The sequence below is a fragment of the Nostoc sp. DedSLP04 genome (assembly GCF_034530775.1).
In the GTDB taxonomy this organism is placed as follows: Bacteria; Cyanobacteriota; Cyanobacteriia; order Cyanobacteriales; family Nostocaceae; genus Nostoc.
In genome coordinates, this window is record NZ_JAVRCL010000001.1 from 177,328 (window position 1) to 200,358 (window position 23,031).

Below are 23,031 nucleotides of genomic sequence, written 5' to 3' on the forward strand. Positions count from 1 at the left end.
AGCAACTATTTTAGAAATGTAAATTTACCTTGACTTCCATCTTTTTCCATTTTGATTTGGGCAACATAGAAATCTTTTTGCACAACTTCACCTGTAGGAGTAAAACCAATTTCACCCAATGGTGTATTGTATGTTCCTTCAAGTATTTGTTTATTTAACTGCGTCCGTAATTCTGGTAGCTGTAGTTTATTGACTTTGCTCTTTTTATCTAAAGATTGGAGTGCTTCGACATAAACCTGCACTGCTGCAAAAGCTTGGGCGCTAAATTGGGGTGGTTCTTTTTTATATTCTTCAATATAGGCTTTACGAAATGCTGCGTTAATTTCACCTGGATGTTCTGGACTGTAGGCTTGAGCAATCAATACCCCATCACAAAGTGCTTTACAAACTGGCAATAAATTCGATGTATTTAGACCATTTCCACCGACAATTAAGCCTTTATAACCCAGTTCCCGCAATTGCCTAACTAAATTACCACCATCAGCAGCCAAGCCAGAAATAATTACCAAATCTGGTTTGAGATTAATCGCATTGGTTGCTTGACTTTGAAAATCTGTGTCACTAGTTTGGAATTTTTGCACTGTTACCAATTCTAGCCCTTGATCCTTAACTGTTTGCTGAAAAATTTCCGTTTCTGACTTGCTAAATGCATCATTTTGAGCATAGAAAACTGCAACTTTTTTCAGCTGGGGATTTTGCTTAAGTGCCGCTTTCACCGAATTAGGTGCAACAATGGAAACTGGTGCAGAAACACGAGCAACGTAATCACCAATTTCGGGAATATTTTTAGCAGTATTTGATGGGCCAATAATTGGTACTTTTGCCCGTTCGCCAATGGGATCGGCACTAAAGGCTTGCTGTGACAAAGTTGGGCCGACAATTCCAATAACTTTATCTCTATTAATTAGAGTTTGAAAAGCGTTAATTGCTCCTGCTTCATCACCGCTAGTATCTTGAAAAACTAATTTAATTGGTGTACCATTAACACCACCTTTACTATTAAAATACTTCTGGGCAAGTTTGGCTCCAGCGACTTGCTCTTGACCAAGTAATGCCACATTGCTAGTTTGGGCAACACCAATACCAATAGGAATAGCACTTGATAATGTACCCGTTGTTGCTGGGGTATTGGTTACAGTATTATTTTGGGTACTATTTGGAATACTATTTGGACTAGTATTTGGACTATTAGTGGAAGAATTTGTCACTGTGCTAGTGCCACCACCACAGCCTGTTAGTAGCAAAGCGCAAGTTGATAATAATGCTGTTGTCCGAGCGATCGCGTTGTTCATCGTTGGATAATCATCTAGTTATGAGATATTCGGCAAGAGTTAATAGTAAAGTTCATAATCTGCAAACAAAATGATGCAGATTTACACTTTTGCACGAATTCTATTAAATCATTCTTATTTCACCATGCAAAGAGAAATATTCAAAGTGCTTGTAAATACAAATTATTATAATTAGTAATGATTTTATCATTCCCTGGTTCTAGTGCTATGAAGTCGCCAGAAAACTATCTACGTCATAGCGTCTGGGTTAACCAGGTAATTTTAGGTAGGTTAAGTATTAAATGAGAATCTTAAGTACTTTTTTCATTACCAGTTAATTCTCTAGGTTCGTAGTGACGGCAACCGTTACACGGGCCTTCAGGATTAATAGCACAACGGATATAGCCAGATCGGGCATTAAACTTGCAGCTGATATCGCCAATTAAATAACCCACCCCTTCTAAATAATAGCGATCGCCTTCCACAGGTCTAAGGTTTTGCCGTCCCTGTACCACTGGAAAATTCATGGCTGCTTGCCTCATCCGCAAGCGCGATCGCTGGGTTCTACGGATCATCCACAAGGAAAACAGGGACGGTAAAAAACCAACGGCAATCACTAAAAGTGTTTTTAACACCTTCTTTTTACCTCTTCTGTGCGCTGATTGATTGTCCCTGATGTTACACTCTGTTTTTACGGAAGTGCAAATATTAGGGCGGCTTTGTTTCTTTGTCACCAACTATGATTGCAAAGAAATAATGGCAGTGTAGTATCTAGCAATTTTGAGAAACGAGTTCCTTCTGCCACTTCAATCAGCATAACTGTTACAACCTCAGAGGCGATCTGCCGTTGAATGTTGATATAGCACAAGCCTTGGTGGTTAGGAGATTAACAGATGATAAAACTTAGACACAACAAGACTTTTCACCCAATCCCCAGCGATGCACTGAGCTTGTCGAAGTGTCACCAGTCCCCAGTACCTTGCTATAATTTTAAGATTTGTTGACTAATACCTTTTTGAAGAAGCGTTTTGTGTCAACTTCAGGCCCATTCTTGTTTTTTCTGTGTCGCTGTGATGCTAATCTTTTTTTGGTTTGCTGACGAAGTTGCTGTGCTAGCAGTGCAGCTTCCCTTTCGGCTCGGAATAAATCAACTTTTCGCGTTGTCAAAATAAATGATTCGTCAGACTTTTGTTTCACCCAAGGGATGCTAACTGCAAAATACTGACAAATATTTTTGCATATCTCCTTTATCAAGAGTGGGTAACGTTTTTGAGTATTCATTTTGTTAGCGATCGCTTTCAACTCTAATATCGCTGCTTCTAACTCTTGTGCCATCTGATTGATGCGTTCGACTTGTATTATAAAACGCTCCCGTTCACTGATGATTTTTTTTTCTTGGGGTTGCAGTGGCACTATAGCAGTAGTTACAAATGTAGGCTGGAATAGCAAAATAGGCTTTTTGTCCGTGTCTGGAATTTTTTTCATACTACCTCAAGCAAGGCTAGCTGACTTTTAAAGCATTTTAGCAGCTAATTAGTAAATTTGTACTATAATATTACCCCACCCTGGTTTTGTCTAAAGCCAAAACTGCCTCTCCCCTTGGTAAGGGGAGGGGTTGGGGGTGGGGTAAAGAGTATGTTGAGCGTAAAGCTCAAGGGGCGTAAAAGTAAATCATCATTTAAGGTTTTAATGACTTGGCGATCGCTATTCCTGTTTTTTACGAAATAAGTAATACCAAACCGTCCCCCTTTCCAATTCCCTTTCATAGCGATCGCAGGGAATCTTCATTAGCGAAGCGAGATAAAGGCGCACCGAGCTTCACAAAAATTAAATAACGCGATGTGCGACTTTTTTTATTCTTGTGGGATGCACATCTTGTCCGTCCTTTCTGGGCAGGCAAGATGCCTACCCCACAATGAATCAAGGTTTAACAAAATTAAGTTGCACACAGCGTTAAATAGCAGTTCGATATTGCAATCAAGCGAGAAGCGCGATATTGAATTCGGGCAGTCATTTGTTGAATTCGGGCGGTCGTTTGTTGAATTCGGGCGATCGTTTGTTGAATTCGGGCGATCGTTTGTTGAATTCGGGCAATCGTTTGTTGAATTCGTTCGAGCGTTTATTGAATTCGGGCAAGCGTTTATTGAATTCGGGCAAGCGTTTATTGAATTCGGATAAGTTTCAATAAATTCACGCAACAAATATACTAATTTTTGTATTAAATAGTTTACATATACTGAATATTGCTGGTGTCGATCGCCACGATTTTGTTTATCCTAATGGTGTAAAGACAGGATAGAAGTCAGTTTTTATCTTAGTACACGATCGATAGAAGGAAAGTTATTTATGTCACGTCGAACACGTGGGTCTAAAGTACTTGATAGGGCACAGCGTCGAATTGCGGCTTTGAAATCGATTAGTCCCACCTTAGATTTAGGTAATGGAGTTACTATTGACACCTTTGCCGCCGCCATCAAAAAAACACAGGACAAATTGGAAGTTTATAACTCCAGCCTCTCCACTGTGGATATAACTCAGGGAGCCTTTGAATTAGAGGAAAAGTTGCTGATGGAACTAACAGAACATGTGTTAGTCAGTGTAGCTGCAAAGTATGGCAAGAATAGTGATGAATACAAAATGGCAGGGGGCGTTCGTCGCAGCGAACGCAAGCGTCCAGTGCGGAAGCCTAAGCAAGAGGTTGTTGCTTTATAAAGACAATACATTTGGGTTTTTTGACACTCTCCCGAATTGAATTCGGGAGATTCTTGGTTAGGTGGCGAACCAATAGAAAAAAGATAACATTTAAATAGCGATCGCTTGAGTTTTAGAGAAATATGGCGTAGACGCATAGCAGGTTGTCGTCAGACATCGCTCGGCGTTGAACTGGAAGCTATAAATGGAAAAATGACCCGTACTTTTAATCCAGAATCTTATGGTAAATTGCTAGCCGAGTATCAGCCAAAAATCATTACCACGGAGGCAGAAAACGAACAAGCGATCGCACTCGCATTAACCTTAGAACATCGTCCCAATCGTACACCAGAAGAAGAAATGCTGTTGCAACTGTTGGTGACTTTAATTGAGCAGTTTGAAGAAACCCATTACCCAATTCCCCAAGGTACGCCCAATTCGATGTTAGTGCATCTGATGGACGCACGCGATACTACAACCGAAGCATTAGCTGAGGTAATTGGTTCATTGGAAATTGCCTTGCAAATTGTTAATGGCGGCACCATTAGTAAAACTCAAGCAGAAGCGTTGGCGGACTATTTTAATGTAGATATCAGTTTATTTACCTAGCTTATCTTCTATAACAACACTCTTAAAACCAGCGCTTGGTATTGAGCTGGAAATTTAATATTTTGGTATGAGGTTAAAGGTGCGTAGACGCGCAGCGGCTTGTACTTAGACATCGCTTCTCCACTCGATACAACAGCTACAAAATCTTTTGTTAATTAGCTTCTAGAGCTTGAGTAAGCTATGAACCTGTACCAAAAATTCTATGTGCTAACCATCCCAAACCCAAGCCTAGACTAGAAGTGCTAGCTAAAATTAGAAAAGTATGAAATTTGCTAAAAGACTTTTGTAATTCATTTCCAGCCAGAACCATAGCCACAGCCCAAGCCGCAGTCACAGCTACAGCCACAGCCACAAACACAACCAGATCCAGAGGCATACCTACAACCACAGCCCAAGCCACAGCCACAGCCACAGCCCAAGCCACAGCCCCAGCCCCAGCCCAAGCCCAAGCCACAGCCACAGCCACAGCCACAGCCCCAGCTACAGCCCAAGCCCCAGCGACAACCCAAATTATGTATGGAGCGTTAGATACTGCTAACCAGTAGCCTATCAATAGGTAGCTTAATAATACACCAATCAACCAGCCCCAGAGAATAATTCTAGATGATTTAGTACTTGGTTTACTTGGAATTGGCTCTAATAACTTGGCTTTGGAACGAACAACTTCTTTTTTATGGACTGGAGCAACAGATGGTGGAGGCGTTGCTTTTGGTGCTTCCAGCATTGCCAACCATGCCTGCATCAACTGAGGGCGGTCTTTTGCCTCCAGCGCCATACCCTTGAGAATTGCTTTATTTAATTGATCGCTGATGCTTGGACTAATTTGTTTAGGTGATTTCAGAGAAGCATTATCAAGCTTGCGAGCTAGAGAAGTTGTAGGGCGTTGACCTGTCACTGCATAATAAAGTGTAGCAGCCAAACAATAAACATCCACTGTTGGCTCTCGACTGCCTCTGCTCATCTGCTCGTAAGGCGCAAACCCTTCATTACCTGCAATACCCTTTGAACTCAAAGTTTTAGGTAAAAGTTCTTTGGCGATTCCAAAGTCAATTAAAACGGCTTTGCCATTTCTCCGCACCATGATGTTTCCAGGATGGGCATCTCTATGTACTAAACCTGCTTGATGCACTACGCTCAAAGCTTCCCCAATCTGGCAGATGCACGGTAGAATCTCTGCTTCTGGTAAAGCCCCCCTACGCTTCACTGCCTCAAATAAATTTTCTCCCTCAACAAAGTCCATCACTAAACAGTGGGTAGCACCTTCTTGAAACAAGTCAATCACTCCCACAATGTGAGGATGAGGGTCTTCTGATAAGCGTGCAAGTGTCCGCCCTTCTTGGATAAATCTCTCTATATACTTTTCATATTCCGGATCGTGGCTGAGATATTCATTAGGTGTCTTAATTACAACTATCTGGTTTAGTTCAACATGCAAAGCCTTGTAGGTAATCCCGAATCCTCCCTGTCCCAAGACTTGCTCAATTACATATTTGCCACTTTGCAATTGTTGTCCTGCTATCCAGGGCATGAATACCTCTAAGTAAAAAATTACTTCAATGCCAGCGTTTTAATGAGAGTTTAGCTAATTCTACTGTGTTTTGCTAGATGACGGACTAGGAGATACTGATGGTGGACTATTAGGTGCAGGGGGTTTTAATTTATCCATCACAGCACCCACCCCTGCAAGTAAGCCTCCTAAAGCTGCGATCGCAGCTATCACCACTCCCCAAAACTGGATGTTTCGCTCCCAATTTGAGTTAGTTTTAGATGGTTCGATTACTGAAGGCTGCAAGTTTTCCCCAGTCAAGCCTAAAGAATCGAGCCATTCTCGCATTGACTGCGATCGCTGTTTCGGATCTAGCTTCATACCTGTTAAAATTGCTCGGTTGGTGCGATCGCTAATCTGAGGATTATGTTTTTTTGGTTCCACTAAAGGAGCGTTATCCACCTTACGTTTGAGCGCACTGACTGGTGTTTTTCCAGTCAGAAGCACATAAAGAGTTGCCGCCAGAGAATAAATATCGCTATATGCTCCAGTTGGTTTAGTATGTTGAGCATAAAGTTCAGGCGGTGTAAATCCCTCAGAAGTTTCCTTTGTTCTACTTGTGGTTAAGATATGGTCGAAATCGAGAGCTAAACCGAAATCAATTAGCACCGCTTCCGGCTGTCCTTCTCGCACTCGCAAAAAGATATTTCCTGGATGTACATCTCGATGAATCAACCGATTTTCATGTACTTTAATCAGTGCTTCTCCAATTTGTTGAATGTAGCGTAAAGCCTCTGATTCAGAAAGTATTTGTTGGCGACGGTCAGCTAAACTGACACCATCCACATATTCCATTACTAAACACCAGTGTTCTCCTTCTTTGAACGGTTCTGCAACCTGCACAATATGTTTGTGTTTACATTGAGTAAGTTTTACCGCCTCTTGCCAAAACATTGTTTCCAGTCGTCCGCGTTCCAACTGGTTTAGGGAATTTAGTAAATCGTCATTTAAGGTTTTAATGACTTGGCGATCGCCATTCTGATTTTTCACCAAATAAGTAATGCCAAAGCGTCCTCTTCCCAACTCTCTTTCAATGGTGTATTTTCCACCTTGCAAGCGATCGCCAGCTACCCAAGCCATCTTTGCAACTCCCAAAATGCTTAGATTAATTCTCACACAAGAGAGCCTTAATAACTTGAGCCTAGTTTGGCAGAACAGGTGTGATGTCTACAACGGTCACTGAGCGTTGGTCATTGAGCGTAGCCGAAATGAGCCGAAGTGCGGGCTACGCCTACGCTTTTTTCTCTCTCTATTGCTAAACTAAAAACAACCTTTAGCTAGTGCAAAGGTAACTTATGACCTCTGCAATCAACCTCGATACCGATCTCACCCCATTTCCTGACCACACGCAGCTACCAGACTCTGACGGCACCTTTGTGAAAAATTGGCAAGAGCATCCCCAAAGTATCTTACTAACGGATTCAATTACACCCATTCTCCAGCAATTACATCCAGAAGGTCAATATTGTATAGGTCAGGACTTAGGTATTTACTGGCGGTTGACAGATCCTCCAGAGAAAGGAGCAGCAGCACCGGATTGGTTTTATGTAGGAAATGTCCCGCCCTTACTAGATGGATTGACGCGCCGTTCTTATGTATTTTGGCGAGAACACATCGCTCCATTAATTGTCTTAGAATTCGTCTCTGGTGATGGGAGTGAAGAACGAGATACAACCCCTTGGAAGGGCAAATTTTGGATTTATGAGCAAGTAATTCGTCCTCCGTTTTATGGCATTTATGAAGTGAATAAAGCCAGTATAGAAGTGTATGAATTGATTGGTGGACAATACCAGTTATTAGCAGCAAATGAACGAGGACATTATCCTATACCTGGTTTAGGAGTGGAGTTAGGCATAAGGCTTGGAGTTTATCAAAACGTGGAATTGCCCTGGTTACGTTGGTGGGATTTGCAAGGTAATTTATTGTTGACTGGCGATGAAAGAGCAGAACTTGAACGCCAACGCGCACAACAAGAACGCCAACGCGCAGAACTTGAACGCCAACGCGCAGAACTTGAACGCCAACGAAATGAGATTCTGATTGCTCAATTGCGATCGCTCGGCATTGAGCCAGAAGCATAATATCGATCAAAAATCAACTACTTATTTACATCCATTCCGTTATGGATGGAAGAAACAAGTCAAATCCTCTTCCCTTCTGCCTCCTGCCTTGTTTCTTAGAAGAGAGATTATTTGTGATTAATTACTTTCTTTATGAAATTAAGAATATACGAAATAGCTGATACCGAAGAAATTATGAAATTGTTCTACGACACTATTCATGAAGTGAATATTCACGATTACACACAAGAACAAGTAGATGCTTGGGCACCAGCAAATATGGATGTTGAAGTTTGGATTAAAAGTTTAGGAAGTAAGTTTACTTATGTAGCAGAAGAAGACAAAATTATTGGTTTTGGAGAATTAGAGGCTAATGGTCATATCGACCGTTTCTATTGCCATAAAGATTTTCAAAGGAAAGGTGTTGGTAAGAAAATCTTAGAACAGATTGAATTAAAAGCAAATTCTTTAGGATTGGAAAAGTTATTTACCGAAGCTAGTATTACAGCTAAACCTTTTTTTGAGAGTCAGGGATTTATTGTTATCAAAAAGCAAGAAGTAGAGCGTAGAGGGCAAAAGCTGATAAATTTTGTCATGGAAAAATACTTAAAAAATTACTAAATTCAAAGGTTGTTCTAGCTTATGCTTTGTAAGCGAGAGTCAGCATCACAGAAGCGGGAATTTCCACACCATTTTCTGTGATATACTTTGAGGCTCCCTCGATAATTGCGTTTTCAATATTGCGCCGTTGCTCATCGGTTTGCATTGCCAATATCGACCCCAGACGCACCGAACTTACAATAATCTTTGGCATCACGTCTTCAGGTGTAGAGAAAGTCCACTTGATAGGCAGTTCGGTGACGGATACTTGAGTGAATCCCTCGGCGCTTAAAACCATTTCGCATTCAGTGCGATCGCCAAAGCGAAACAAAGGTGGCCCAGAAGGTATGTTCACATTCATGCTGCCATAAGTCTGCACCGAACCCAGTATCAGAGCCATAAATGGATTGCGTGTTGGCGGTGTCCAGCAGGTGAAAGCGTAGCGTCCTCCCGGTTTGAGTACGCGAAAGGATTCAGCGATCGCTTTTTCGGGGTTTGGAAAATGGAGAATACCCAAGTTACAAACCACCGCTTCAAACTGGCCCGACTCGAAAGTTAGGTTTTCAGCGTCCCCTTGATAGAATGACCCTTGAGGACATCGCACTTTGGCAATGGCCACCATATTCTCTGCAAAGTCTAATCCTGTGACTATAGCTTGCCGCTTTAGTGCTGCGGCACTAAGCCAGCCAGTGCCGCAAGCCACATCTAGCAATTGAATACCAGACTTAGCTCCCACAGCATCCAATATGGCTTCATCTACCTGAGAAGTCACAACAGCGATCGCGCGATCGTATTCTTGAGCTATAAGAGAAAATTTGTCGCGCTCAAATTGCTTGAATACCTCGTGAGTAATGATGGAATTATCCGTCATTTATTCACATCCAGCAACCGCGAAGTTTGTAACCGACTCATCCACTTTTCTAAATAAACTCGATTAACTTTTTGCTCATTTGGATCTTTAGTATCTAAAGGATGAGGCATCAGTCCCAAAATCGTTGCTGTCGTCACGCAAAACATCGATTTTTGGAAACTCATACAAATTTGAACTCGCAAATCATCTTCACCCCGAAGACTGCGACGATAAATTTCGTGCAAATATTCTGGAAGATAATGACGCATATCTTGCATCAACAAGGTAGGAGGAATACCTGCGCCACCGATGGGTAAAGGATCGGCATACAATGCACCATATTGAAATCGACTTTGATCGGGAGAGATTTGATAAGCTTGGGCGTTGTATGAAACAGTACCGTGGAAAGGAGTTCCCCGGAAAAATACTGCCTCTACATAAGGTATTGCTGTATCTGCTAAGAAAGTCAAACCAACGCTTTTGGGAATGATTTCATAGACCTTACCTCGAATTTTGACAGCGTAGGTAATTGGGTTTGATGCATTTGCCACTAATCCTGATTTAATGTGGTCTACAACTTGGGAAATCGATTTGATTTCGCCTCGGTCATAGCGGTCTGATAAGTTGAGGAACATATCAGCCATGACTCGCCAGAATTGACCTAAACCGGTGTAGTAAGCAGAGACGCGCAACTGTTCTGTTAAGAAATCTGGAAACAGTTGGTTAATACCCAGAATCAAGGGATTATTTTTAAATTTTGCGGCAATAACGGCTTGCGCTCTTTCTTGAAATTCTTGTGTATCTAAATACGTATCTAGTCCGCCGCCACCATGCCACATCATGCCTTTCATGCAATATTCGGCATATTCAAAATTGATTCGGTCATGCCACCAGTGACGGAGTAATTTCTGAAAAGAAACCTCTCCATTAAAATATTTAAAAAATGGGAAAAATACTAAAAACTGATGCTCGGCAATATAGTTAAGATTTATTGAGTAAGCATCTAAAACTACCCCATAGCTTTTAAGAATACCAACAACTTCTAATACATTCTCTGGACTATCAGGGAGTAATGCATCTCCTTTTTGTAGGCGTTCAATATACTCAGCTAAGGGATTGTGAGGAGCTTTTTTTTTAATAGTTACCATTGGCATCTCTCCAAAAAGTTTAGGAATTGGGGTATTGGGCATTGGGCATTGGGCATTGGGCATTGGGCATTGGGCATTGGGCATTGGGCATTAGGAAAACTTTTCCCCAGTCCCCAGTCCCCAGTCCCTAGTCCCCATTCCCCATTGCTTTATCCAAAGACACTGCTACTACGTTTTGGGTATTTATCATTGCTGTAATTGTTGGTTCAGTCCAACGCACTAACCAACTAGGTTGAATGCCAAAAATCACAATCAGCACAGCTAAAATTGCAGCTGGGATGCGATCGCTCCAATACACACGTGGTAAATTAACAACAGGTGAAGATAAACGTCCAAAAAAGGCGCGGTTAACAAGTAATAGGAAGTAAACTGCTGTTAAACCAGTACCAAGCATACATAACAAAGTTTGCACTGGAAAAACTGCAAAACTTCCCCGATAAACTACGAATTCGGAAATAAACCCTAGCATTCCCGGTATACCAGCGCTGGCCATGACTCCGACAATCATCAAACTACCAATTACTGGCATACCCCGTTCTGGGTTCAGTAATCCTTGGATGATTGCTAAATCACGGCTTCCGGCTTTTTTATACACAACCCCTACTAGCAAAAACAGCATTGCCGAAATCAAGCCGTGGCTAATCATTTGCATCACAGCACCCAATACACTTAAAGGTGTGCCCGCCGCCGCTGCTAAAAGCACGTAACCCATGTGTCCAATGGAGCTGTATGCTACCATTTTTTTCATATCGCTTTGGGCGATCGCACAGGATGAACCATAGAGTACACTCACTACTGCCCAAGTCGCCAACCAAGGAGCTACATAAGCCCAAGCTTCTGGTAACAAGTTCATGCCAAATCGCAGTAAGCCGTAAGTTCCCAACTTCAAAAGCACCCCAGCCAATAGCACGGAAATCGGTGTCGAAGCTTCAACGTGAGCATCTGGCAACCAAGTATGGAAGGGAACCAAGGGAATTTTTATTCCAAAACCGATCAAAATTCCCGCTAGCAATAAAAGCTGTGTGGCTAGAGGTAGAGTTGTCGCGTTCAAGGTTGCTAGTGCAAAATTAGAGGAACCACTCAGCCAAACCATACCGAGGAAACTTGCTAAAAGCAAGATTCCCGAAACGGCTGTATAAATAAGAAATTTAGTCGCAGCATAACCCCGTTTGGCGCCACCCCAAATGGCGATCAACAAATACAGCGGAATTAGTTCCAATTCGTAAAACAGGAAAAATAATAGTAAATCCTGTGCTAGAAAGGCTCCTGTCACCCCAGCGCTTAATAATAGTACCAAAGAGTAATAAAATTTAGGGCGCTGTAGCGATTCATCACTGCTGTAGATGGCAATGGCAGTTAACAATCCATTTAAAACCAGCAACGGCAAAGATAAACCATCTATTCCAAGGTTATAGTTCAGCCCTATAGCATCTACCCAAGGGAGAGACTCAGCAAACTGTTGAGTAATTTCTCCTGGATGGAACTGACTTACTAATACGATTGTCCACAAGAAAGCGATAATGGCAAAGACTAAAGCCACCTTACGGGCAAATTTTCCACTGATGCTAGAGGGCGAGAAACCAATTAAAGCCGCGCCAATCAACGGTACTAGAATTAAAACACTAAGCATAGACTTCGGGTAAGGGGAGATGAGGCATGAATAACAGCCGCGATAAATCGCGTCTCTACGTTTTGTACAGACGCGATTTATCGCGTCTCTCTAAAAAGGCAATTTATCTAGTAAACCCAATGACCAACTGATGAAAAACCCCAAGACGCTGACAACTGCTAGGATGGTCAACATATAGCCCTGAGATTGCCCAGAAATGCTGTACTTTAAGGTTTGTCCGCCGAAAATGGTCGCAAACCCAACCAAGTTTACTAAACCGTCAACCAAGTAGCGATCGCTCCAAGCAGAAATTTTAGATAGCAGTCCTACTATACTTACCACGGTGACATAATAAACTCGGTCAATATAAAAATCATAACCTAACAGGTCTTGCAGAAATCTCCACGCTAGGATTCTGGATCTTGACCAAGCTTTGTGCAGGTAAACTGTACACCCTACACCTACCCCCACTACGGTAGAACTAAACAAGGCTAACACCACATACCAATTAATACTTTCCCAATCGGGTAGTAAGTACCATTGCTGTAACATTAGAGGTAAAAGCAGAGTCAGCACTGTTAGAAACACCATTGGGAAGGCCATCTGCCAACCAACTTCTGGGGTGCGACGGGTTTTTTGTTGCGGTTTACCCCAAAAGACTAATCTAAATACTCTTGTCAAATTCAATGCTGTCAAACCATTGACTAATATTAAAACCCCAATTACCCAAGGGCTAATATTCACGAAACCGTCAGCCCATGATAGCATTGCCCAGAAGCTTCCCAAGGGTAGCAGTGTCACCATCCCGGCTGAACCAACTACAAAGGCTGTGGTGGTGGCTGGCATCCGCGACCACAAACCGCCCATTTCTGTTAAGTCTTGGCTTTGGGTAGTTAAGATGACTGAACCAGAACTCATAAATAATAATGCTTTGGCGATCGCATGAGCTAACAGCAACATCAAGGCTACACCTCCTTGCTGCAACCCCACTGCCAAAAACACTAACCCCATGTATGCACTGGTGGAATGAGATAGCGATCGCTTAATGTCAATTTGAGCTATGGATACTAATGTCGCTCCAATCGCCGTTACTGTACCCATGATTACCAAGGCATTCAAGGCAACTGGCGACAGGGCTAATAATGGTTGAAGTTTATACAGTAAATAAGCACCACCAGCTACGACTAGAGAGTTCCGCATTACCGAGGCAGGATTGGGCCCTTCCATTGCCTCATCTAACCACAGATGCAGTGGAAATTGGGCACATTTACCAGCAGGCCCAGCAATTAACGCCAACCCTAGCAACGTCGATGTCATTGGACTTAAATTAGCTGTTTGCGCCCACTCATATAAATCCGAAATGTTCAAACTCCCAGCTAAGGTAGAAAGTGTCACTACAGCCATCAGCAACAACAAGTCTCCTACCCGTTTAGTCCAAAATGCATCCCGCGCCGCCGTCACTACTAGTGGTTGAGCGTACCAGAACCCCACCAGCAAGTAAGTTGAAAGCGTCAAGACTTCCAAAAGCGCATAGCTGAGAAACAAAGAATCACTGATTGCTAGACCACATAGCGCTGCTTCAAAAAATCCCAGTAGCCCAAAAAAACGCGCTAACGACCAGTCCTTTTCCATATAACCCAGAGCGTAAACTTGTGCCAGTAAGCTTAACCCTGTAATTAAAACTGTTGCCCCAATGCTGACTGGGGATAGTTCCAAGGAAAAAGATAAGTCTAAATCTGCTGCTTTGAACCAATTGATTAGTAAGGTTTCTGGTTCTCTATCCCAGACATTTTTAAATACAAACAGGCTATGAACAAAAGCTAAAACGGTCGTCAACAAGTTGAAGTATGCCGCAGGTCTGGGCCCTGTTCGCCGAATTATTCCTATTCCCCACGGCAATGTCAAAATTGCGCCCAATAAGCTATACAAAGGCACAAACCAACTTGTTGAAAATAGAAATTGCTCCATTTAAATTTCCCTTGATGACTCAGCCTTGATTTTAAAAAAATTTCAACCAATTATGTTATTTAATAAAATTAATTTACCAAAATTACCAATGTTTTTTTACTATTATTTTAACTGAACTTCCAGAAGTACTTTTACTTAACGCTACCCTATTAAATATAAGTAAAATATAACTTTACATAAGCAAAAGCATTTACTTGCCTTAAGATGGCTGACCTTTTTACATTTGTATTTCTACTTTAACCAAAGTAATTTATACAATATATTTGAAAAACTTATATATATTTCACTTAGTCCTTGTGCACTTAGAAATATTTGATAAAAGATAGATACAGCAAAACATACAGCCGCTGCTTACCTTTTGTCAGATAGGATTAGCCCTGGTTATGAATGTCGTTTTGTAAATGTGATAAAGAAATTATAAAGCATAAGTGCCTGCTCAAGGAATCTGTAAACTTTAATTGCTCAGAAGCCTAGATAACTTTTTGTTAAGTTTTTTAAAACTTTCTTATCATAAACTATTATAGTAATTTATATTGCCAGGAACGCCAAGCTTTCCTATGCTTAATTTGGAAGTGTTTTCTTAGCTATAAGATCAGGCTCTCCCCGTCAAAAAATTCAAACGACAGTACAGATTGCATTAATTTTGTAGGAGTTCTGCGATGCCAATTGCAGTTGGAATGATTGAAACGAAGGGCTTTCCAGCAGTGGTGGAAGCTGCTGATGCGATGGTGAAAGCCGCCCGTGTCACCTTAGTAGGGTATGAAAAAATTGGTAGCGCTCGCGTCACCGTGATAGTTCGGGGAGATGTATCGGAAGTGCAAGCTTCTGTAGCTGCTGGGGTTGAAGCGGCAAAAAGAGTCTTTGGTGGTGAAGTGTTATCCACTCACATCATTGCTCGTCCTCACGAAAACCTGGAATACGTCTTGCCGATACGTTACACAGAAGCGGTGGAACAATTCCGTACTTAAAAGCTGTTTAAACAAAGTAATTAACGCTTTTTGCCTGAAAAGAGTATCACTTTTGTCCAAGACTAAAAACTTTGAAATAGGGATTAAAACTAATGTCAATTGCAGTGGGAATGGTTGAAACGCTGGGCTTTCCAGCAGTAGTGGAAGCTGCTGATGCAATGGTGAAAGCTGCCCGCGTCACTTTAGTAGGTTATGAAAAAATCGGTAGTGGTCGGGTGACGGTAATTGTTCGGGGTGACGTTTCGGAAGTGCAAGCTTCCGTAGCTGCTGGGGTTGAATCTGTAAAGCGGGTCAACGGCGGACAAGTGTTGTCTACTCATATCATTGCTCGTCCTCACGAAAACTTGGAATACGTCCTCCCAATTCGTTATACCGAAGATGTAGAGCAGTTCCGGGAAAATGTGAATGCAATTCGTCCTTTCGGTAGAAGACCGTAATTTGTAATGCAAATTGCCAAAGTTCGCGGCACAGTAGTTAGCACCCAAAAAGAGCCAACTCTTAGAGGTGTGAAACTACTGTTGTTACAATTAGTAGATGAAAACGGCAATATCTTACCAGAGTATGAAGTAGCAGCAGATATTGTGGGAGCAGGAGTAGATGAGTGGGTACTCATCACTCGTGGTAGTGCCGCTCGTCAAGTTGTTGGCAATGAACAGCGTCCATTGGATGCAGCAGTGGTGGCGATCATAGATACTATTTACGTTGAAGATCGCCTCATTTACAGCAAAAAAGATCAATATTGATAGTCATTGGTCATTAGTCATTAGTCATTAGCTGTCGACAAATGACAACTGACAAATGACAACTGACAAATGATAATAGAGGAGGAATCTCGCGATGGCAGTCCGCAGCACGGCGGCACCCCCAACCCCGTGGTCAAGGAATTTAGCTGAACCCAAAATCCATGAAACTGCTTTTGTACATTCATTCTCCAATCTGATTGGGGATGTACGAATAGGTGCAAATGTAATCGTTGCTCCGGGGACTACGATTAGAGCGGATGAAGGCACACCTTTTTATCTGGGTGAAAACACCAATATTCAAGATGGTGTTGTCATTCATGGGTTGGAGCAAGGCCGAGTAATTGGCGATGACCAAAATAAATACTCAGTATGGATTGGTAAAAACGCTTGCATTACCCACATGGCTCTAATTCACGGGCCAGCTTATGTAGGTGATAATTCCTTCATTGGCTTTCGCTCTACGATATTTAATGCCAGGGTGGGTGCAGGTTGCATCGTAATGATGCACGCTTTGATTCAAGACGTAGAGATTCCCTCTGGGAAGTATGTACCTTCGGGAGCGATAATTACCAGCCAGCAGCAAGCCGATCGCTTGCCAGATGTGCAAGATCAAGATAAAGAATTTGCTCATCATGTGGTTGGAATTAATCAGGCATTACGAGCTGGTTATCTCTGTGCTGCGGATACTAAATGTATAGCACCCATTCGGGATGAGAACGCTAAATCTTATACAGGTAATGGTATTACTGTTTTAGAGTTGGAAAGGAGTAGTGAAGTGTCGAGCAATAGCTTGGGTGGAGAAACAATAGATCAGTTGCGGTATCTATTGGGGCAAGGGTATAAAATTGGTACAGAACATGTAGACCAAAGACGTTTCCGCACGGGTTCTTGGACTAGTTGCCAACCAATCGAACCGAGATCTCTCGGTGAAGCGATCGCAGCATTAGAAGGCTGTCTACAAGAGCATAGCGGCGAGTATGTCCGACTGTTTGGCATTGACAAAGATAGACGACGCGTGCTAGAAGCCATCATCCAACGTCCTGATGATGATGCAAAACCAGCTAGCAGCTTTAAAGCTCCAGCTAGTCATGGTAATAGCAGTTACAGAAGCTACAGCAACAGCTATGATAATGGTAATAGTAACGGTTCTAGCAGTGGCAAAGTCAGTAGCGAAACTCTAGAGCAAATTCGCCAACTCTTGGCAGGTGGTTACAAAATTGGTATGGAACACGTAGATGAGCGGCGTTTCCGTACTGGTTCCTGGACTAGTTGCACGCCAATTGATGCAACTTCCACAAATCAAGTCATCTCCGCTTTGGAAGAATGTATCGCAAGCCATCAAGGTGAGTATGTACGTTTAATCGGTATTGACACCAAAGCAAAACGGCGGGTGTTAGAAGCCATTATCCAACGTCCAAATGGTCAAGCAGTTTCCTCTGGTAGTCACAAATCATTTACTAGTACTAGCAGTAGTGCAGCATCCTATGATAGGGGAACAGCTAGCAGTAACCGTTTAAGTTCTGAAGTAGTAGACCAACTCCGGCATTTATTGGCTAGCGGCTCAAAAATTAGCCTTGAACACGTAGATCAACGGCGATTCCGTACAGGTTCCTGGACTAGTACCGGTCAAATTCAAGCCTCCTCAGAAAGAGAAGCGATCGCCGCCATAGAAGGACAACTCGGCGAATACGAAGGGGAATATGTACGCTTAATTGGTGTTGACCCCAAAGCCAAACGGCGGGTATTAGAAACCATTATCCAACGTCCAAATGGTCAAGTAGCCTCCTCTGACGGTCAGAAATCATTTACTAGCAGTGCGCCCTCTGCAACAGCAACAGCAACAGCAACAGCTACCCGCTTGAGTAGTGAAGTAGTAGACCAACTCCGGCAATTATTGGCTAGCGGCTCAAAAATTAGCATTGAACACGTAGATCAACGACGGTTCCGTACAGGTTCCTGGACTAGTACTGGTCAAATTCAAGCCTCCTCAGAAAGAGAAGCGATCGCCGCCGTAGAAAGACAACTCGGCGAATACCAAGGGGAATATGTACGCTTAATTGGTGTTGACCCCAAAGCCAAGCGTCGCGTATTAGAAACGATTATTCAACGACCTTAAGGAGTTAGGAGTAGAGACGCGATTAATCGCGTCTGTACAAGAGTTGGGAGTTAGAAGTTAGGAGTTAAAAAAGATTGTTAATTGATAACTCTAAACTTAAAATTTATAACTCCCCCACTTTTAACTAACTCCTAACTCCTCACTTTTAACTCCTATCTTCTTAGGGCTTCCGAGGTTAAAATTTCCATGTCTGTGCCGCTACTGCGCCTCAGCAATAACTTTGATACTTACATTAGTGGTGAGGTGACTATTCATCCAAGCGCGGTACTTGCACCTGGGGTGATCCTCCAAGCGGCTGTAAACAGCAAGATCGTCATTGGGCCAGGGGTCTGTATTGGTATGGGAGCAATTCTCCAAGTCCATGAAGGCACTCTAGAAGTAGAAGCAGGTGCAAACCTGGGAGCCGGCTTTTTGATGATTGGCAAAGGCAAAATTGGCGCAAATGCTTGTATTGGTTCAGCGACTACAGTTTTTAACTATTCGGTTGAACCCGAACAAGTAGTACCGCCTGGTTCAATTTTAGGAGACACCAGTCGGCAGATTGAGCCAACAAAACAGCTAGAAGCATCTACAAATAACCCAACTTCTACTACAAATACACCACCGAAAGAAGAAAATAGCTCAGGTGGAGGTCAGGAAAAGGTAATTTCCTCAACTAACTTCTCAGCTTCGGCTTTTGTAGATTTCAAACAAAACAAGTCAATTTCTTATTTTAAATCTCCCGCCACTCCCGAAAGTCAGTCTCCTCCTGTGGAGGAACCGACCAATGATACTGACTCCACCTTGGGGGAATCCCAAGAGTCAACAGAACATCATTCAGATCCCAGTCAGCCTGCTGTAGAATCCCCTAATGGTTTTGGGACTCAAATTTATGGACAAGGGAGCATAAGCAGACTGTTGACTACATTGTTTCCTCACAGACAATCCTTGAACGACCCAAACCCTGACGATTAGTCAGAGTAAGTGTTAATTGTAAGTTGTCGGCTTTTTCCGTATTTTGGAGAATTCATCATGGAAACATATAATCAACGGTCGATTCGTACTATCCAGGGAGCGAGTAGTCAAGAAACCTTTCAGGATACTGCTTTGGGTTTAGTTTCTTGCCGTAGCTTTCCGGCAATCGTTGGGACGGCCGATATGATGCTGAAATCAGCGGGAGTTCACCTGGTTGGGTATGAAAAAATTGGTGGCGGTTATTGTACTGCGATCGTCCGTGGTGGAATTGCTGACGTGCGTCTGGCGGTAGAATCTGGCGTGCAAACGGCTGAACAGTTTGGTCAGTTAGTTTCTAGTTTGGTGATTCCCCGACCTTATCCCAACCTAGATATAGTACTTCCCATCACAACCCGTTTCACTAAATTGATGGAAGAGGGCAATTCCAGCCGTCTGAGTAACCAAGCAATTGGTTTGGTAGAAACCCGAGGATTTCCCGCGATGGTAGGAGCGTGTGATGCGATGCTCAAAGCTGCTGATGTTCATTTAGCAGCTTATGAAAAAATTGGTGGGGGTTTGTGTACGGCAATTATTCGTGGTTCTGTAGCAAATGTGGCGGTAGCAGTGGAAGCAGGAATGTTTGAAGCAGAACGCATTGGGGAATTGAATGCAGTGATGGTAATTCCTCGGCCGCTGGACGAAATGGAGTTAACTTTGCCATTAGCAAGCTGCTGGATAGAAGAACGCGAACCGTTAAACTTGCCAGTGAATATTAAAGAACAAGTTGCAGAAATCGAAGTACTAAGATTACCAGACTTAACCAAGCTACCGACAAAAGTTCAAGAAGAATTATGGAATGATGAATGATGATAGATGAATTTTGTCAAATCATCCATTCAGCATTCATCGTTTAGATAGAAGGCATCTTACGCTTTAGCTATTCTGAATAATAGCTTTTTCCATCCATAAGTAAATACTTTTGTTTTAATATAAATAATAGAGTTTTGTCTATGATGAAACTCGTAACTTTCTGTGAGCATCACAATATCATTTGCCAGTGTTCAGCAATACTAGTTTTATATCTATTAATCGCTATATATAGGAGAATCACTCTTGAACCAAGCGACGCTGCACCAGTTAAAGGTGTTCGAGGCGGCGGCACGGCACAGTAGCTTTACTCGTGCTGCTGAGGAATTGTTTCTCACCCAACCTACCGTTTCTATGCAGATCAAGCAACTCACAAAATCAGTAGGTTTGCCATTATTTGAGCAAGTGGGGAAGCGATTGTATCTGACAGAGGCAGGACGGGAATTGTTTGCTACTTGTCGGCAGATTTTTCACAATATCGCCCAGTATGAAATGAAGGTAGCAGATTTAAAAGGGCTAAAACAGGGACAATTACGTTTGGCAGTGATTACAACAGCAAAATATTTTATCCCACGTTTGTTAGGGCCATTTTGCGAACTTTATCCAGGGATTGATATCTCGCTGCAAGTAACAAATCACGAACAAATTTTGGAACGGATGAGTCAAAATTTGGATGACTTATATATTATGAGTCAAATTCCAGACAATATAGATGTGACTTGTGAACCATTTCTGGAAAATCCTTTGATAGTCTTTGCACCGACTAATCATCCTTTATCTAAAGAAAAAAATATTCCTATACAACGCCTGTCTAACGAACCTTTTATTATGCGGGAACCAGGTTCAGGAACTCGTCGCGCCGTTCAAAAGCTCTTTGAAGAACAAGGGATAGTAGTAAAAGTCAAGCTAGAATTGGGAAGTAACGAAGCTATTAAACAAGCGATCGCAGGTGGTTTAGGAATTTCTGTTTTATCCCGTCATACCTTACTATCAGACGCTTCAGAGTTCAGCATTTTAGATGTGCAACACTTCCCCATTCAGCGGCATTGGTACATGGTTTATCCATCTGGCAAGCAGCTATCTATCGTCGCTCGTGCCTATTATGAGTATCTACTAGCAGCGGCAAAAAATATTGTTAAACAAAAAGCTGATACTGCTTATAGTACCTTTGAACCAATTCACGGGAATTCGTAATTCGTAATTCGTAATTCGTAATTACGAATTCCCGAAAGGGGTTGACTGTTAGATCGGTAAACATTGACAATTAACCAGCAGAATCATTAAAAATGGGGGAAAACTGGCAGTGGTTAACCCGGAAATACCATCTTGGCGCAAAACAGTACAAAGCGAGATTGTAGCTGTTACCGTGTATTCTGACAGAGCATTGGTTACACGGCGAGGTGTAGTTGATTTAACAGGAATTGAACAGGAATTAGTAATTACCCCAGTGCCAATGACTCTAGAAAGTGAGTCCGTTCGGGTTAGCGGTACAGGTACGGTAGGGGTGCGCTTGATGGGAGTTAGTAGCGATCGCCTCTACACTACTGAACCTGTAGCAGAACGAGTAGCACATTTGACAAGGCAAATTCAGCAATTAGAAGCAGAAAAACGCCACCTACAAGCCCAAGTAGACGCTTTAGCATTGCAATCTAGTTTTATCGCTGGCTTACGCGAAAAAACAGAAGAACCCTTTGCACAAAGTTTGTCTCGGAAAAATCTCAGCCTCAGCGAAACTTTAGATTTTCTCAACTTTCTTGGCAGCCAGTATAGTGAATATGCGATCGCATCTGGAGAGTGCAAAACCCAACAGCAGGAATTAGACAAACAACTGCAAGCACTCCACACCTCATTGCAAATAATCCAAACACCCCATCCTAAAGAGAGTTTTAGCTTAGTTGTAGCCGTTGAAGTCGCGGGTGAAGGCGAATTTGAATTAGAGGTGTCTTACATAGTAAATCGCGCTAGTTGGAATCCGCTTTATGACTTACGCTTTAGCACTACTAGCGATATTGTACATTTGAGTTACCTTGCAGAAATCACTCAAAGCACTGGCGAAGATTGGATTGGTGCAAATCTCACTCTTTCTACCGCTAAACCAGGATTAGGTACGCTTCCACCCAAACTTGAACCCTGGTATATTGATGCGCCACTTCCACGAATAGCGCGACAACGACGAGCTCGATTTGCTGCCCAGCCACCACTACTGCCTAGCATACCAGAGCCACCTGCTTCTGCTGCCAGGGTGGATTGGCAAGAACAAGACGAAGTTGCAGAGGATAGTCTGATTTTAGCAGAAACCGTTACAGCAGAAGTATCCAAAGAAGGGAGTGTAGTTACCTTTAAATTGAATGGCGGTGGTAATATTCCCAGCGATGGCGCACCCCATAAAACTACGATTTTCAACGATGATTATCCTTGTAGCTTCGATTATGTAGCAATGCCGCGCTTGGTAAGTTTTGCTTATCTACAAGCGAATGTGAAAAATAGTCCCAATGGTGCGACTTTGTTACCAGGCAAAGCGAATATTTTCCGCAACAACGTTTTTGTCGGTACTACTGGATTAGGGAATATTGCACCAGGGCAAGAATTCAAACTGAACTTAGGAATTGACGAAGGTTTAAAAATTGAGCGCGATTTAGTTGAGCGCCTGGTAGATAAAAGATTAATTAGCAACCAGCGCCGGATTACTTATAGTTATCGGTTGATTGTTACTAACTTACTAGAGAAAGAAGTAAATCTAAAATTAACTGAACAATTGCCAGTTAGCCGCAACGAGCAAATTAAAGTACGCCTCAGTCGCAGCAATCCACAAATTCAACTTGGTGAAATGGGGATTTTAGAATGGCTGTTAACTCTTCCAGCCCAAGAGCGACGAGAGATATATTACCAGTTTAATGTTGAACATCCGCCCGACTTAATGGTAGTTGGGTTAGATATTTAGATTATAGATACATTAAAGGAATTCCAAATAAAAAAATAATCAATTACTTTGGTGAGCAGAGGGAGCAGGGAAAGAAGAATTTTGATGGTCGTATTGGATGCAGGAATTGAG

At 42.4% G+C, this 23,031-nt stretch carries 22 protein-coding genes and 2 pseudogenes; 14 read left to right on the forward strand and 10 right to left on the reverse strand.

All coding sequences use genetic code 11. The features are described from left to right. Window positions 1-5 precede the first annotated feature (5 nt). From RMX89_RS00590 to RMX89_RS00605, 4 genes are all read right to left on the reverse strand, one after another. Window positions 6-1,292: an ABC transporter substrate-binding protein gene (locus tag RMX89_RS00590; protein WP_322687557.1), complete on the reverse strand. Its 1,287-nt coding sequence runs from the start codon at window positions 1,290-1,292 to the stop codon at window positions 6-8. Window positions 1,293-1,582: 290 nt separating this feature from the next. Then, window positions 1,583-1,906, reverse strand: a complete 324-nt coding sequence (locus RMX89_RS00595) for a DUF6464 family protein (protein ID WP_322672829.1) — start codon at window positions 1,904-1,906, stop codon at window positions 1,583-1,585. A 355-nt stretch (window positions 1,907-2,261) separates the two neighbouring features. Then, on the reverse strand, window positions 2,262-2,756 hold the full coding sequence (locus tag RMX89_RS00600) for a hypothetical protein (RefSeq protein ID WP_322687558.1): 495 nt from the start codon (window positions 2,754-2,756) through the stop codon (window positions 2,262-2,264). A gap of 277 nt (window positions 2,757-3,033) precedes the next feature. Then, a complete protein-coding gene (locus RMX89_RS00605) occupies window positions 3,034-3,171 on the reverse strand; it encodes a hypothetical protein (RefSeq protein ID WP_322672831.1) in 138 nt (45 codons plus the stop codon). A 71-nt stretch (window positions 3,172-3,242) separates the two neighbouring features. On the opposite strand from RMX89_RS00605, the gene RMX89_RS00610 reads away from it, so the two are divergent. The 3 genes from RMX89_RS00610 (at window position 3,243) to RMX89_RS00620 (ending at window position 4,571) form a co-directional block, all read left to right on the forward strand. Next, the gene (locus tag RMX89_RS00610) at window positions 3,243-3,449 is read left to right on the forward strand and encodes a hypothetical protein (protein WP_322687559.1); all 207 of its coding nucleotides are present in this window, start codon (window positions 3,243-3,245) and stop codon (window positions 3,447-3,449) included. A 168-nt stretch (window positions 3,450-3,617) separates the two neighbouring features. Further along, complete coding sequence (locus RMX89_RS00615; protein ID WP_322672833.1) at window positions 3,618-3,983, forward strand: hypothetical protein; 366 nt, start codon at window positions 3,618-3,620, stop codon at window positions 3,981-3,983. Window positions 3,984-4,175: 192 nt separating this feature from the next. Next, window positions 4,176-4,571 carry a transcriptional regulator gene (locus RMX89_RS00620; RefSeq protein WP_322687560.1) on the forward strand — a complete coding sequence of 132 codons (396 nt, stop codon included), beginning with the start codon at window positions 4,176-4,178 and terminating at the stop codon, window positions 4,569-4,571. A 178-nt stretch (window positions 4,572-4,749) separates the two neighbouring features. On the opposite strand, the gene RMX89_RS00625 is transcribed toward RMX89_RS00620, so the two are convergent. After that, window positions 4,750-6,099 (reverse strand): serine/threonine-protein kinase, encoded by a 1,350-nt coding sequence (locus RMX89_RS00625; RefSeq protein ID WP_322687561.1) that lies wholly within the window; start codon window positions 6,097-6,099, stop codon window positions 4,750-4,752. A 60-nt stretch (window positions 6,100-6,159) separates the two neighbouring features. After that, window positions 6,160-7,197 carry a serine/threonine-protein kinase gene (locus RMX89_RS00630; RefSeq protein ID WP_322687562.1) on the reverse strand — a complete coding sequence of 346 codons (1,038 nt, stop codon included), beginning with the start codon at window positions 7,195-7,197 and terminating at the stop codon, window positions 6,160-6,162. A gap of 215 nt (window positions 7,198-7,412) precedes the next feature. Here RMX89_RS00630 and RMX89_RS00635 point away from each other — a divergent pair, with 215 nt between their 5' ends. Together RMX89_RS00635 and RMX89_RS00640 are read left to right on the forward strand one after the other, a co-directional pair. Then, the gene (locus RMX89_RS00635; protein WP_322687563.1) at window positions 7,413-8,198 is read left to right on the forward strand and encodes a Uma2 family endonuclease; all 786 of its coding nucleotides are present in this window, start codon (window positions 7,413-7,415) and stop codon (window positions 8,196-8,198) included. A gap of 132 nt (window positions 8,199-8,330) precedes the next feature. Continuing rightward, window positions 8,331-8,798, forward strand: a complete 468-nt coding sequence (locus RMX89_RS00640; RefSeq protein WP_322687564.1) for a GNAT family N-acetyltransferase — start codon at window positions 8,331-8,333, stop codon at window positions 8,796-8,798. A 19-nt stretch (window positions 8,799-8,817) separates the two neighbouring features. Here RMX89_RS00640 and RMX89_RS00645 read toward each other — a convergent pair whose 3' ends face one another. From RMX89_RS00645 to RMX89_RS00660, 4 genes are all read right to left on the reverse strand, one after another. Beyond that, window positions 8,818-9,648 carry a class I SAM-dependent methyltransferase gene (locus RMX89_RS00645; protein WP_322687565.1) on the reverse strand — a complete coding sequence of 277 codons (831 nt, stop codon included), beginning with the start codon at window positions 9,646-9,648 and terminating at the stop codon, window positions 8,818-8,820. Beyond that, window positions 9,645-10,775: a CO2 hydration protein gene (locus RMX89_RS00650; RefSeq protein WP_322672843.1), complete on the reverse strand. Its 1,131-nt coding sequence runs from the start codon at window positions 10,773-10,775 to the stop codon at window positions 9,645-9,647. The genes RMX89_RS00645 and RMX89_RS00650 overlap by 4 nt, the downstream gene beginning before the upstream one ends. A gap of 127 nt (window positions 10,776-10,902) precedes the next feature. Then, window positions 10,903-12,405, reverse strand: coding sequence for an NADH-quinone oxidoreductase subunit M (locus tag RMX89_RS00655; RefSeq protein WP_322687566.1), 1,503 nt, complete (start codon window positions 12,403-12,405; stop codon window positions 10,903-10,905). Between the two features lie 90 nt (window positions 12,406-12,495). Next, entirely contained in the window at window positions 12,496-14,352 is a 1,857-nt protein-coding gene (locus RMX89_RS00660) for an NAD(P)H-quinone oxidoreductase subunit F (RefSeq protein WP_322687567.1), read from the reverse strand. Window positions 14,353-15,011: 659 nt separating this feature from the next. Here RMX89_RS00660 and RMX89_RS00665 point away from each other — a divergent pair. From RMX89_RS00665 to RMX89_RS00700, 9 genes and pseudogenes are all read left to right on the forward strand, one after another. Beyond that, window positions 15,012-15,320 carry a carbon dioxide-concentrating mechanism protein CcmK gene (locus RMX89_RS00665; RefSeq protein ID WP_012410633.1) on the forward strand — a complete coding sequence of 103 codons (309 nt, stop codon included), beginning with the start codon at window positions 15,012-15,014 and terminating at the stop codon, window positions 15,318-15,320. Window positions 15,321-15,412: 92 nt separating this feature from the next. Then, window positions 15,413-15,757 carry a carbon dioxide-concentrating mechanism protein CcmK gene (locus RMX89_RS00670; protein ID WP_010995041.1) on the forward strand — a complete coding sequence of 115 codons (345 nt, stop codon included), beginning with the start codon at window positions 15,413-15,415 and terminating at the stop codon, window positions 15,755-15,757. Between the two features lie 6 nt (window positions 15,758-15,763). Then, complete coding sequence (locus RMX89_RS00675) at window positions 15,764-16,063, forward strand: EutN/CcmL family microcompartment protein (protein WP_322673550.1); 300 nt, start codon at window positions 15,764-15,766, stop codon at window positions 16,061-16,063. A gap of 94 nt (window positions 16,064-16,157) precedes the next feature. Further along, window positions 16,158-17,831 (forward strand): annotated as a pseudogene (locus RMX89_RS00680) (ribulose bisphosphate carboxylase small subunit); the annotation flags it as partial. Between the two features lie 102 nt (window positions 17,832-17,933). Further along, window positions 17,934-18,179 (forward strand): annotated as a pseudogene (locus RMX89_RS34415) (ribulose bisphosphate carboxylase small subunit); the annotation flags it as partial. 186 nt (window positions 18,180-18,365) lie between these two features. Beyond that, window positions 18,366-19,133 carry a transferase gene (locus RMX89_RS00685; RefSeq protein ID WP_322686963.1) on the forward strand — a complete coding sequence of 256 codons (768 nt, stop codon included), beginning with the start codon at window positions 18,366-18,368 and terminating at the stop codon, window positions 19,131-19,133. A gap of 57 nt (window positions 19,134-19,190) precedes the next feature. Continuing rightward, the gene (locus RMX89_RS00690; RefSeq protein ID WP_322673547.1) at window positions 19,191-19,979 is read left to right on the forward strand and encodes a BMC domain-containing protein; all 789 of its coding nucleotides are present in this window, start codon (window positions 19,191-19,193) and stop codon (window positions 19,977-19,979) included. A 246-nt stretch (window positions 19,980-20,225) separates the two neighbouring features. After that, window positions 20,226-21,173 carry a LysR family transcriptional regulator gene (locus RMX89_RS00695; protein ID WP_322687568.1) on the forward strand — a complete coding sequence of 316 codons (948 nt, stop codon included), beginning with the start codon at window positions 20,226-20,228 and terminating at the stop codon, window positions 21,171-21,173. Window positions 21,174-21,282: 109 nt separating this feature from the next. Beyond that, on the forward strand, window positions 21,283-22,920 hold the full coding sequence (locus RMX89_RS00700) for a mucoidy inhibitor MuiA family protein (protein WP_322687569.1): 1,638 nt from the start codon (window positions 21,283-21,285) through the stop codon (window positions 22,918-22,920). Window positions 22,921-23,031 lie beyond the last annotated feature (111 nt).